The sequence below is a fragment of the Anaerobiospirillum sp. NML120448 genome, from assembly GCF_023050945.1.
GTDB lineage: Bacteria > Pseudomonadota > Gammaproteobacteria > Enterobacterales > Succinivibrionaceae > Anaerobiospirillum.
Genome location: NZ_JALKIM010000020.1, coordinates 1 through 12,958, shown reverse-complemented (window position 1 = coordinate 12,958; position 12,958 = coordinate 1). Strand labels below are relative to the sequence as shown.

Annotated in this window: 8 protein-coding genes; all 8 read left to right on the top strand. The window is 40.3% G+C overall.

Annotated elements, in window-relative coordinates; genetic code table 11:
* Nucleotides 1-178 precede the first annotated feature (178 nt).
* The 8 genes from murC (at nt 179) to mdh (ending at nt 12,785) form a co-directional block, all read left to right on the top strand.
* On the top strand, nt 179-1,612 hold the full coding sequence (gene murC / locus MXE38_RS05375; protein WP_246912962.1) for a UDP-N-acetylmuramate--L-alanine ligase: 1,434 nt from the start codon (nt 179-181) through the stop codon (nt 1,610-1,612).
* A 149-nt stretch (nt 1,613-1,761) separates the two neighbouring features.
* Complete coding sequence (locus MXE38_RS05370; protein WP_246912961.1) at nt 1,762-2,550, top strand: FtsQ-type POTRA domain-containing protein; 789 nt, start codon at nt 1,762-1,764, stop codon at nt 2,548-2,550.
* A gap of 150 nt (nt 2,551-2,700) precedes the next feature.
* A complete protein-coding gene (gene ftsA, locus MXE38_RS05365) occupies nt 2,701-4,029 on the top strand; it encodes a cell division protein FtsA (protein WP_246912958.1) in 1,329 nt (442 codons plus the stop codon).
* A gap of 597 nt (nt 4,030-4,626) precedes the next feature.
* Entirely contained in the window at nt 4,627-5,967 is a 1,341-nt protein-coding gene (ftsZ, locus tag MXE38_RS05360; protein WP_246912955.1) for a cell division protein FtsZ, read from the top strand.
* 740 nt (nt 5,968-6,707) lie between these two features.
* Complete coding sequence (lpxC, locus tag MXE38_RS05355; RefSeq protein WP_246912953.1) at nt 6,708-7,661, top strand: UDP-3-O-acyl-N-acetylglucosamine deacetylase; 954 nt, start codon at nt 6,708-6,710, stop codon at nt 7,659-7,661.
* 303 nt (nt 7,662-7,964) lie between these two features.
* A complete protein-coding gene (ampD, locus tag MXE38_RS05350) occupies nt 7,965-8,504 on the top strand; it encodes a 1,6-anhydro-N-acetylmuramyl-L-alanine amidase AmpD (protein ID WP_246912951.1) in 540 nt (179 codons plus the stop codon).
* Between the two features lie 209 nt (nt 8,505-8,713).
* Nucleotides 8,714-11,287 carry a bifunctional aconitate hydratase 2/2-methylisocitrate dehydratase gene (locus MXE38_RS05345; protein ID WP_246912949.1) on the top strand — a complete coding sequence of 858 codons (2,574 nt, stop codon included), beginning with the start codon at nt 8,714-8,716 and terminating at the stop codon, nt 11,285-11,287.
* Nucleotides 11,288-11,825: 538 nt separating this feature from the next.
* Nucleotides 11,826-12,785 carry a malate dehydrogenase gene (gene mdh, locus MXE38_RS05340; RefSeq protein ID WP_246912947.1) on the top strand — a complete coding sequence of 320 codons (960 nt, stop codon included), beginning with the start codon at nt 11,826-11,828 and terminating at the stop codon, nt 12,783-12,785.
* Nucleotides 12,786-12,958 lie beyond the last annotated feature (173 nt).

Genomic DNA, 12,958 nt, shown 5'->3' with positions numbered 1-12,958 from the left:
AATCTTGTAAATATGGTAAACTTGCTCGGCACTGATCCTTACCCCTTTGATATGAGTTGTAGGATTAGTATTGTGGCAAAAAGTCATGTTCATTAAAACCGCAGAGCCTGAGATCGTTCTTGCATAGCGAATATGTTCATACGGATTGCAGCTCCTCAACCCATACTTTGGAATAATGATGATCAATACAAGTTTTGAAAGTGTACCTCATATGCACAAAGTTCGCCGTATTCACTTTGTAGGTATTGGTGGATCTGGTATGTGTGGTATTGCCGAAGTTTTAAAAAATGAGGGTTATGCCGTTTCTGGTTCTGATATTGCTAAAAGCAAAGTAACTGAGCGACTAGAAGAACTTGGTATTCAAGTTTTTATTGGCCATAAGGCAGAGAATATTGAAGGGGCAAGTGTAGTGGTCGTATCCTCGGCTATTCATACTGGTAACCCTGAGGTTGATGCTGCTATTGCTAATCGTATTCCTGTGGTACGTAGAGCTGAAATGCTCGGTGAACTGATGCGCTATCGCTATGGTATTGCCGTATCTGGTACCCATGGTAAGACTACCACCACCTCATTAATTGCCTCTATTTTTGCCGAGGCTGCTTTAGATCCAACCTTTGTGATTGGTGGTTTGTTAAATAGTGCTGGCACTAATGCTCGCTTAGGCAAAAGCCGCTTCTTGATTGCAGAGGCTGATGAGTCTGATGCTTCCTTTTTACACCTTCAGCCTATGCTGACTGTAGTAACCAATATCGAGGCTGATCACTTAGAAACCTATAATGGTGACTTTTCTAAGTTAACTGATACTTTTGTACAGTTTTTACATAACTTACCATTCTATGGTGTAGCTGTAGTTTGTATTGACGATCCAACAGTTGAGAGCATTATTCCTCGTATTGGCCGTCAGGTTATTACTTATGGTGTCAGTGAGAAGGCTGATCTGCAAGTAACCAACTTTATTCAAATGCAAGCAGGTTCATTCTTTACTGTTAAGCGTAAAAATGGCCCTGATATCAATGTTAAATTGCCTCTACCTGGCATTCATATGGCTAAGAATGCTACTGCGGCTATTGCTGTAGCTCTTGAAGAGGGAGTAGAGGAGAAATTTATCCTCAGCGCTTTAGAGCACTTTGGTGGTGTAGGTCGTCGCTTCCAACGTTATGGTCGCTATTTAGCTCCTAAGGGCATGGTAAGTATTGTTGATGACTATGGTCACCACCCTTCTGAGGTAATGGCAACCATTAAGGCTATTCGTGAAGGCTGGCCAAACCGCCGTTTAGTCATGGTCTTCCAGCCACACCGTTATTCTCGTACTAGAGATCTCTATGAGGACTTTGTTAAAGTTCTACAAATGGTAGATGTACTAGTATTAGTAGAAATTTACCCAGCAGGCGAGTCTAAGATTCCTGGTGTTGATGGTCGTCATTTATGTCACTCCATCAGATCTCAAGGCCGTATTGAGCCACACTATGTAGAAAGTGTTGATGAAGTGCCTGCTCTTTTAGATGCCTTATGTGAAGAAAAGGATATTGTCCTTACTCAAGGTGCTGGTAATGTGGTACAAGTTGCTGGTATGTTAAGCTCACGTTGGCCTAAGTACGAGCCAGCAAAATAAGTAACAGTGGGCAAGAGGCTCACTTCATAAAGCTCTTTGTTAGCTAAGAATAGGGCAAAGAGCTTAAAAAAATTTCTAAATAGTAATTAATTAAAGTGCAGTTTATTAATTACTAGAACCTTACAAATTATCAGTAGTAGGAAAGACAATTGGCATTAGCAAAGCGTCCTTTTAAAAAGAGAATGAGTCGAGGCAAGTTTTTGCTATCGATTATTGTCTTTGTGAGCTTTTTATTTGCCAATTATAAAGCCTATGATCTTTTAGTTGGCTTTGCTACAAGTCCAACTACCTTTCCTATATCTCGTGTTGTAGTTTTAGGAAATCTTAAATACATTACTAAAGAGGAAATTGTTGCTACTGTAGGTAAGATGGCAGGTGGTCATAACTTAGTAAGTTATGATATAGATCTTCTGCATAATGCTTTAGTACAAATGCCTTGGGTATCAAAAGTATCGGTTCGCAAAAAGATGCCAGATACTATTGAGATTAGGCTAGTGGAGCATTTTCCGTCGGCACGCTGGAAAAGTACTGGCCTTTATGATGCTAATACTGATAGTGTGTTTTACCCAGATATGCAAAATCTTAATTTTTCCTTAGTAACTTTAAGTGCACCTCATGATACTTTAGCAGGTGAGCTGTATGCTCATGCTTATCAATTTATGAAGTTGACAGCCAAGACCCCTTATCTTATCAAAGAGGTTCATTTAGACGCTGCCCGTGGCTATAGAGTACTACTTGAAGGTGATGTCTGGCTGATTTTAGGTAGAGAAAGCTATGATGAGTTGCCTTTGATTCGCTTAAAGCGTTTTATTCTGGCCTTTGGTCAAACAAAGCTCAAATTACAGGATGTAGAGTATGTGGATCTGCGCTATGACAATGGTTTTGCCGTAGGCGAGCGCCAACAACAAGCAGATGTACCATCAACTAGCAAACCTTAATTTGAAGGTAGCTCAAGGCAAACAGATAACAGTAAGTGTTAGCCCTAAATAGCTGAAATTTGTCAGCAAGAGAAAACATTTGTAACTGAATTAAAAAGGAGAGCGCTACCTCCCTTGTTTAAAGACAGGGGTTTGTGCGCTACTAATATTATGACTTTATTTAAAGGGAAAAAGGCAGATTCAGTGCAAGATAAAGCCCCAGAACCTTTATTTGCATTAGATATTGGCACCTCTAAAATTCGCCTAATTGCAGGTCACGTATCTGATAATGGAGATGTGGAAATTACTTATTTTTCACAAATAGCCTCCTCAGGTATGGTCAATGGAAGCGTTAGCGATTTAAATAAGCTTAGCGATAAGATTTCCACTTTAATCCAGCAATACAAACAAGAGACTCAAAGTTCATTTTCTGAGTGTTTTATTGGTATTGCTGGTCGTCATATTCAGTCTCAAAATGAAAAAGGCTTAACCACTGTACCAACTCATATAGTAACTGAGGCTGATAAAGAGAATGCAATTGAGCAGGCTAGATCTGCTAAATTCTCTGAGTACAACCATATTTTGCATGTCATTCCGCAAAACTATGAGATTGATGACTCTACCGACATTACTAATCCTATTGGTTTAAGTGCTTTGCGCTTAGGCGTAGGAGTACATCTTATTGCTTGCAATGAAGATCAAGAAAACAATCTTAAGGCTGCTTTTGAGAAGTTAGATAACAAGATTCATATTGAACACGTTATTTATAACGGTATTGCCGCTGCTGATGCCGTGTTATCTCAAGAAGAGAAAGAAATTGGCGTGTGTTTGATTGATTTTGGTGGTGGTACAGTTAATGTTTCAGTCTATGATCGCGGCAAGTTAGTATTAACTTTTGGTATGGATCAAGGCGGAAGCAGCATCACAAGAGATATTGCCACTCGCTTTAGCATTCCATTACGTATGGCAGAGTATATTAAGCAGAAATTTGGTGTTGCCCATCCATTTTTATTGGATAAGGATGTAGCCAATGTCAAATTAGCAGTAAAAGATAATGATGACAGAATCTATGTTCGTCGTGATGATCTTTCTACTGTAGTGGGCATTGCGCTTAATAACTTCTTTAAGATTATTAACGATAAAATCAATCGTTATCGCCAGCATAGTGGCAGTGAGCTCTCTTTAGGAGCAGGTTATGTAATTACTGGCGGTGTAGCTTTAACTGAGGGTATTACTACTTTAGCCCACAATAAAGTTACAGGACCAGATTCTTCTCGAGCTAAAGTTATTATTGGTTTTCCTAAGAGTTTAGTAGGCGAAAACAGCGAAAAATTTAGATCGCCAGAAATGGCTACTGCTGTAGGTCTGTTACGTTTTGGACATGCTCTTAAGAGAGATAAAATCAATAAAAATCTCGTACAAAAAGAGCTCAGAAAGAATAATGGTGTCTTTTCTAAGACAGTACATTGGGTTAAAGATTGGCTTTCTAAGGAATTTTAGTTTTCTACAAAATGCAAGCAGTTAGCGAAAACTTGTGATTTTGATAGCAAAAGCTGCAATCTTTTAATTTTTTCTCAAATTTTTGAGCTTAATCATATATTAATAAGTTAAAATTAGTATTTCGTGTTCATTACTACCTAGGCATCTAGAGAGAGTCTATTCTTTTTTGTCCTAGTTATATTTATTGGTAATTTAATGAACTTTAATAATCTAACTTATTAAAGCAGACTGATTAAGAGCCGTTTATTGATTTGCAATGAACTTATATTCTGCCTAAGTTAGTTAGATTTAAATTTAAATCAGGTATTGTGGCTAGCCTGATGTTTATTTTGACCAAGCCATTCATTTTATAACCTTTAAGCTCACTAATAAGGTTATGGACTAAGTTTAGCTATATGCAATAGTGCATTTTGATGCCCCAATAGAAATACTGACACCAGAAAAAAATAGTATTTTTATGAATATCACATGCGCCTTAGGTAGTAGCTAGTTCATCTGACCTGTTTTAATAATGTGTGCTATTTTAGGGCTTTTAAGGTTATAATAATTGACACACTAAGTTAAGTTAGATGCACAATACCTTTTTTGGGGGTTTTTATGGGCGGTTTTATTGTAGACCCTAATAGTAATGAACATATTTACCAAGCTTCAAGCAAGATCATTCGTGTGCTTGGTATTGGCGGCGGAGGTGGTAATTCGCTTCAACACATGATCAATCAAAGCATTGGTGGTGTTGAATTTATTGCTATTAATACTGATGCTCAGGCCTTAGACTCCTCCACTGCATCCTTAAAGGTTCAAATTGGTGTTAAGCTCACTAATGGTTTAGGTGCTGGTTGCGATCCTAATATTGGTCGTAAGGCTGCTGAAGAAAGTAAAGAAGATATTAAAAAGCTTCTTCAAGGTAGCCACTTAGTATTTATTACCGCTGGTATGGGTGGTGGTACTGGTACTGGTGCCGCTCCAATTATTGCTGAGGTTGCCCAAGAAATTGGTGCTTTAACTGTAGCTGTAGTTACTAAGCCTTTCTTATTTGAAGGCAAGTTACACTCCATTAACGCCGAAGCTGGTATTACTGAGCTTTCTAAGCACGTAGACTCTTTAATCGTGTTAGACAATGATAAGCTCTTATCTAATTTAGGCGCTAATATTTCTATCATCAACGCTTTTAATGAAGCCAACGATATTCTTTTATATGCTGTTCGTGGTATCACTGACATCATTACTAAGAAGGGCTTTATTAACTTAGACTTCTCTGACGTTATTACCGCTATGAAGGGCCGTGGCCATGCCGTAATTGGTAATGGTACTGGTCAGGGTGCTAACTTCATTGAAGATGCTATTCAAAGAGCAATTCACTCTCCACTATTGGAGCAGGTAGACATTAAGAGCGCTACTGGTCTGATTGCTTATACTAGCGTTAATCCGAATTTCCCAATTGTTAAGTGGTCTCAAATCTGTAAAGAGATTCATAGCTATGCTGATGAAGAGGCAGATTGCAAGATTGGTCTTATCTTTGATGATCAATTAGCAGAAGACCAAATCGAGATTATTGTTATTATGACTGGCATTAGCTCTACTGATGCTATGCCTTCAGAAAGACAATTAAGCGGTTCTAACCGTAATAACATGCAGCCACGTAATCAGTTAGCTCCACAAACTGATGTTGGTTTCTTTAGACAGTCTCAGCAGGCTAACTTCTCTGCTGCAGGCCAACAACGTGTAGCCGCTGCCGCTTCTCAAGGTTTACAAAAGCCACGTCCAGCAGCTATGGGCGGTGCTCCAGATGGTCGTTTCAACCAGATGGGCAATGGTGCTAACTTAGCATCCTCTGGCTATTCAAATATTGCAAACAAGGAAGCCTTTAATAGCGAAATCAATAGAGATGAGTGGAATAGCGATAGCGAAATGCCATCCATCGTTCGCAAAAAGGTTTAATCCTTTAAAAGAGTAACTTAGTGTTTATCATCACTCTTAGAGTGGTGTACTTCAAGCTCATGACTCCCCAAAGTCATGGGCTTTATTATTTTTAAGGCCCTCAAAACCAACCACAGTGGTTTGTCCCAAACCAACCAAGGTTGTTTGTCCCAAATCAATCAAGGTGGTTTGTCTCAAACCAACACCCTTGTTGTTTTTATTGCCTGCCCAAAGATTATTAGTTGCAGATGGGGAGGGGCTATACATATTTAGATATCAACATACAGAAATTACACTAACTCAAGAAAAGTAAGAGTGGTTTTGTTATTGGTATGTAAGTGTTGAGGCGAAAACTTTAGCGAAGCATCAAGCTTTGCCAGTGCGTATAAGGGTACTTTACTTTAATAAAGTTACTTTATAAAGTTTTAATTAAAATAGCGCTTTTTTGCGATATTTATCTAAGTAGTGATCTTTATTAAATGGCAGGAATTTTAAAAAAATTTGCGAACTTTTTTAAAAATTTAAACTCTAATTTTCAGCTTAAATGATTGTATAAGATCCATCATTTAGGATTAAGATAGCGGCAAAGAACAATTAAATCGTGTTGCTATTGTTGTCCTAATTTTAGCGTCTTAGTATGGTAAGTATAGATTGACGCTATTAAGAAAAAATCAAAATCAATAGCAAAAAACATGAAATGCGTCACTAATTTGTATTAAAATTACTGGCGTTTTTTAATAGCAATAGTCGGAGGCGATTCCATGATTTTACAGAGAACCATCAAAGAGCCGGTTTCTGCCACTGGAATTGGCCTGCATTCAGGCTCCAAGGTAGAAGTATCTTTCCGCCCAGCTCCAGCTAATACAGGCATTGTTTATACTCGTACTGATTTAAATCCTGCTGTTACCATTAAGTGTGAACCAGAGGCGGTACGTGATACTCAGTTATGCACTGCATTAGTAAATCTAGAGGGTGTGCGTATTTCTACTGTTGAGCATCTTACTGCTGCTTTCTGCGCTTTAGGTATTGATAACATCTACATTGATGTTAATGCCCCTGAGCTTCCAGTTATGGATGGCAGTTCTCAACCATGGATTTATCTTTTTGAGTCTACTGGTATTCAAGAGCTAGAGGCTCCTAAGAAGTTTATCCACCTTAAGCGTACTGTACGTGTAGAGGATGGTGAGAAGTGGGCTGAAATTACCCCAGGCGATGGTTTTACTTTAGATTTAACTATCGACTTTACTCATCCTGCTATGGATAAAGAGTTACAGCACTTCTTTTTAGATTTTTCTGGTAACTCTTTTGTTAAAGAGCTCTCACGTGCTCGCACTTTCTGCTTTATGAAAGATGTAGAGTTTATGCACAGCCACAATTTAGCCTTAGGCGGCTCATTAGAAAATGCTGTGGTGCTCGATGATTACCGTGTAGTTAACCCTGATGGCTTACGTTACCCTAATGAGTTTGTTAAGCATAAGATGCTTGATGCCATTGGTGATCTTTACATGAATGGTCATATCTTATTAGGTAACTTTAAGGCTTATAAGACAGGTCACAAACTCAACAATATGTTGCTTCGTGCTATTTTAGCTGATGAGGCTAATTACGAAGTTATGGAAATCGATAGCCGTAATGTTGCCAATAGCTCCATCAACTTTGTTGATTCTGATGACTTAACTCCAAGTTTTGCAGGCCACAAATTAGTATTGAACTAACCAATTCAAAGCTAGTTGGCATGAAAAAAAGCCGCAAAGGTCGCCTCAGCGCAGCCCTTGCGGCTTTTTTATTTCCCCTCGCCTCGGCCTATGGCCTTCGACCTCCTGTCTCGGCTTGGGCTTTCAACCTCGGCCTGCGGCCCTCTCCTTCTCACCTTCGGCGCTCTGTTTGAATCATCTTTTTATAAAGCGCAATTTAACAGCCGCAGCAGCAGCTGTTGCTGCTATTGCTATAGCCTTTGGCTAAACATAAGATTACTATGTTTAGAGCAGGTTGCTTCGCAGTTAAAGGAGATGGCGGTTATGAGAATTATCTCAGGATGGTTAGAGGGCAGTGGGGTTAGGCAGGTTCCTACCAAGAATTTTAATGCTAGGCCTCAAGGTGAAATTTCTCTTATTGTCTTGCATGGTATATCTCTACCTCCAGGGAAGTTTGGTGGGCCTTTTGTTGATAGATTGTTTGTAGGTGATTTAGATCCTAAAGATGATCCTTATTTTGAGGGTATTTATAAGCTTGAGTTGTCTACTCACTTATTTATCAATCGCCAGGGCGTTATTACTCAATATGTTTCATTTTTAGATAGGGCCTGGCATGCAGGACGCAGCAGTTATCAAGGCCAAATAGAGTGTAATGACTTTGGTATCGGTATTGAGCTTGAGGGTACTGATACTACTGAGTATACCCAAGAGCAATATGAGGCACTCAATAAGGTGATAGGGCTATTAAGAGCTACCTATCCAGATATTAAAGATAGAGTGGCTTCTCATAGTGAAGTAGCACCAGGACGTAAGACCGATCCTGGAGAGGCTTTTGACTATCACAAGATTGGTTTGCGCCTATAAAGAGCTTTTAGGGAGAGTTGCTCTTTTTAAACAGCTCTTCTATGCACTAAAAGTATGCAAGTAACCATGTTTTGAGAATTTCTTGCATAAAAATAGTGCACAGTTTTTTGTCTAAGAAAAGTCCTATAGACTGGATAAGTTAGGATGATTTTTTGTTGCTTAGTTAGGGCAACAAGCCCAAGAGTTTAAACTTTTTTAAAGAGGTCGCTATGGCTCAAGATTATTTAACTGACTATTTCCTTAAGGCTAATGAAAGAGCTCGTCAGCACATTGAACCGCTGCCATTGAGCGCTGCTGAGGTTAGTGAGTTGGTTGAATTACTCCAAGACCCTCCTGTTGGTAGCGAGACTGTTTTATTTAATCTATTAGCATCACGCATTCCGCCAGGAGTAGATGAGGCTGCGTTAGTTAAAGCGCAGTTCTTAGCTGATGTGGCTATGGAAAAGTTAGGCTCACCTTTAGTTAGCAAAGAGCAGGCAGTAGAGCTCTTAGGCCAGATGAAGGGTGGTTACAATGTTGCACCTTTAATCGAATTATTAGCTAATCAAGAGTTATGTCAGGAGGCGGTAAATGCCTTAGAGCATACTCTTATGGTCTACGATGCTTTTGATAAAGTTGCAGATCTTGCCAAGCAAGGCAATGCCCAAGCTCGTGATTTAATTGAGCGTTGGGCTAAGGCCACCTGGTTTACCTCTCGTGATGCTCTTCCTCAAAGCCAAGCTTACACTGTATTTAAGGTAACTGGAGAAATTACTACTGATGACTTATCTCCAGCCTCCGATGCTTGGTCACGCCCAGATATTCCTCTCCACGCTTTGGCTATGTTTAAGAACTCTCGTGATGGCTTACAAGCTGATGAAGAGGGTGTAACTGGTCCTATTAAGCTCATTAACTCCTTAAAGAGCAAAGGCCTACCTGTAGTATTTGTCGGTGATGTAGTTGGTACTGGTTCATCACGTAAGTCTGCTACTAACTCTGTTTTATATCACTTTGGTGAGGAAATTGAGGGCGTACCAAATAAGAAGGCTGGTGGCCTGGTATTAGGTGGTAAATTTGCTCCAATTTTCTATAACACCTTAGAGGACTCTGGTGCGCTACCTATTGAGGTTGATGTAACCAAGATGAACATGGGTGACACCATTGAGGTTAACTATCAAGATGGTACTATTCGCCTCCAGGGTCAAGACGAAGTTATTGCAAGCTTCAAATTACGTCCAAGCTTAGTTGATGAGGTAAGAGCTGGTGGCCGTATCTCCTTAATTATTGGCCGTGCTTTAACTAAGAGATCTTGTGATTTCTTAGGCTGTGAAATGCCTGCTGTATTTAGCGCCCAAGCTGAGAGTGCTGATACTTGTTCTTGTGAAAAGAGCAAGGGCTATACTCGTGCCCAGAAGATTGTAGGCTTAGCTTGCGGTCAAGAAGGTGTTCGTCCTGGTCAATACGTTGAAGTTAAGGTAACAACTGTAGGCTCTCAAGATACTACAGGCCCTATGACTAGAGATGAGCTTAAAGACTTAGCTTGCTTAAAGTTTACTGCTCCATTAGTAATGCAGTCCTTCTGCCATACTTGTGCCTACCCAAGAGCTGTTGATGTAAGCAATCACCAAAGCTTGCCTAAGTTTATGAAGGAGCGTGGTGGTGTTGCTCTAAGAGTAGGTGATGGTGTAATTCACTCTTGGCTCAATCGTATGTGTTTACCTAATACAGTAGGTACTGGTGGTGATAGCCATACTCGTATGCCATTAGGTATTTCCTTCCCAGCAGGCTCTGGCTTAGTAGCTTTTGCTGCTGCTACAGGTATGATGCCATTGGATATGCCTGAGTCAGTATTAGTACGCTTTACTGGAACAAGACGACCTGGTATTACCTTACGTGATTTAGTCCATGCTATTCCTTATTTTGCTCGTAAGCAGGGTTTATTAACCTTAGATAAGAAGGGCAAGGTTAATGTCTTCTCTGGCCGTATTTTAGAAATTGAGGGCTTAGAGGATTTAAGTGTTGAGCATGCTTTTGAGCTTGCTGATGCTTCTGCTGAGCGTTCTGCTGCCGCTTGTGCCATTGATTTAAATAATGACAGTGTTATTGAGTATTTAAAGAGCAATAGCGCTTTATTAAAGCAAATGGCAGAGGATGGCTATCAAGATAAGGATGCCTTATTACGTCGTGCTGCTGCTATGGACGAGTTTATTACCAACCCAGTACGTATTCAGGCTGATAAGGACTGTGAGTATGCTGCTGTGCTTGAGATCAATATGGATGAGATCGATGAGCCAATTTTATGTGTACCAAATGATCCTGATGCAGCTTACCCATTGTCTCATTGCCAAGGCACCAAGCTCGATGAGATCTTTGTGGGCTCTTGTATGACTAATATTGGTCACTATCGTGCTGTAGGCTCTATTCTTGGTTCCTTAACTCAAGAAAGCCCATGTCGCTTCTGGATGGCTCCTCCAACTCGTATGGATGAGAGCAAATTAAGAGCTGAGGGCTTGTATTCAATTTTTGCCAAGGCAGGTGCTCGTATGGAAATGCCAGGTTGCTCATTATGTATGGGTAACCAAGCTCACGTAGCTGAGAATGCCACAGTAGTATCTACCTCAACTCGTAACTTCCCTAACCGCTTAGGCAAGGGTTCACAAGTTTACTTAGCTAGCGCTGAGCTTTGTGCTGTTTGTGCTCGTTTAGGCTATATTCCAACCAACGAAGAGTACTTTAAGTACACTGAGTGCTTAAATGGTAATGAAGATAAGCTCTACAAGTTATTAAACTTTGCTATGGTTTAACTAACAAGACCACAAATAGCTAAAAACTAAAAAAGACCGCTTATGTATTAATTATATAGGCGGTCTTTTTTTTGGGGGGCCCTCTTGCCTTGCCAAAGCACCACAGTGCTTGGCTGTGGCCATGGGCCATGGCCTGGGCTTGGGCAAGGGGGCTGTAGCTTTGCTGATAATTGTCACCACACTCGTATGACAAGCATTAGGATAATGGCTAGATAAGGTAGTTTTAGTTTTATCCCATGTTTTTGCTAGAAATGTATTAAATTGTGAGCCAACTAGGCACAACGCTAAAAAGTTAAAAAAAAATAATTCATAGTTGGATCACATTTGCTAAAATGGCAAAAGCAACGATAAAGCTAATTAGCTAGCTCCCCTGTTCTACAGGGAATAAATATCGTCGATTTAAACTAATTAACCAAAGCCCCTGTAATTTAAAAAGAATTTACAGCAAGACAAGCGTAATGTCTTTTGTAGTTTTTTTGAGCAAATGAGTTTATTTGCAATTTAGTGGGCTTTATTTTACGCATGAGGATTTAGAAGTATGAAGGTTGCCGTTTTAGGTGCAGCAGGTGGTATTGGTCAGCCACTATCTTTAATCTTAAAGAATGAGTTACCAGCTGGCTCTAGCCTTTCTTTATATGACGTAGCACCATTTACTCCTGGTGTTGCCAAGGACTTAAGCCACATCCCAACTGATGTATGCGTAAATGGCTTTACTGGTGATGATCTTCCAAAGGCTCTTGAGGGTGCCGACATTGTTGTTATCCCAGCAGGTGTTGCTCGTAAGCCAGGCATGACTCGCGACGATTTATTCAATGTAAACGCAGGCATTATTGCTAACTTAGTTAAGAATGCTGCCAAGGTATGCCCAAAGGCTTGCATTTGTATCATTACCAACCCAGTTAACTCCACTGTACCTATCGCAGCTGAAGTATTAAAGGCTGAGGGTGTTTACGATCCACACCGTTTATTTGGTGTTTCCGCTCTTGACGTTCTCCGTGCTGAGACTTTCTTAGGCGAGGAGTTAGGTTTATCCAAGGTAACCACTCAGGTTCCAGTAATTGGCGGCCACTCTGGCACCACCATTTTACCTTTACTTTCTAAGGTTGTTGGTTCTGAGGTTATCAGCGCAGAGCGCATCAAGGAATTAACCACTCGCATCCAGAACGCTGGTACTGAGGTTGTTGAGGCTAAGGCTGGTGCTGGTTCTGCTACCTTATCAATGGCAGCTGCTGGTGCTCGTTTTGCTCTTAAGGTTGCTCGTGGCTTAATGGGCGAGCCTGGTGTTACCGAGTACGGCTACGTACAAGGTGGCTCACAGTACGGCGAGTTCTTTGCTCAGCGCTTAGAGTTCGGTACCGAGGGTTGGAAGCGTGTTATTGACTTCGGCCCAGTTTCTTCCTTCGAACAAGAATGCTTAGAGTCCTTAAAGGGCGAATTAGCTGGCAACATCAAGAAGGGTGTTGAGTTCGGTCAGAAGTGGGTTGCTGAGAACAAGTAATTAATTACTTATTCAGCTATTCATTAAAGGAAAGGGGAGCTTTGGCTCCCCTTTTCTTTTGCCTTATTTAAGTGCGAAAGTGATTTTTTTTAAAGTTTTTTACAATTTAATTTTATTGCCAAAAATTTTGTTCTTAAATAGCTCCAAAAGCCCAGTGGGGAGCCATTTTAGAG

Excerpts from the sequence above, each read along its gene's own strand:
- MXE38_RS05345 (WP_246912949.1), top strand. The coding sequence starts at position 8,714 with ATGGCTCAAGATTATTTAACTGACTATTTCCTTAAGGCTAATGAAAGA.
- ampD (WP_246912951.1), top strand. The coding sequence starts at position 7,965 with ATGAGAATTATCTCAGGATGGTTAGAGGGCAGTGGGGTTAGGCAGGTT.
- ftsZ (WP_246912955.1), top strand. The coding sequence starts at position 4,627 with ATGGGCGGTTTTATTGTAGACCCTAATAGTAATGAACATATTTACCAA.
- ftsA (WP_246912958.1), top strand. The coding sequence starts at position 2,701 with ATGACTTTATTTAAAGGGAAAAAGGCAGATTCAGTGCAAGATAAAGCC.
- lpxC (WP_246912953.1), top strand. The coding sequence starts at position 6,708 with ATGATTTTACAGAGAACCATCAAAGAGCCGGTTTCTGCCACTGGAATT.
- mdh (WP_246912947.1), top strand. The coding sequence starts at position 11,826 with ATGAAGGTTGCCGTTTTAGGTGCAGCAGGTGGTATTGGTCAGCCACTA.
- murC (WP_246912962.1), top strand. The coding sequence starts at position 179 with ATGATCAATACAAGTTTTGAAAGTGTACCTCATATGCACAAAGTTCGC.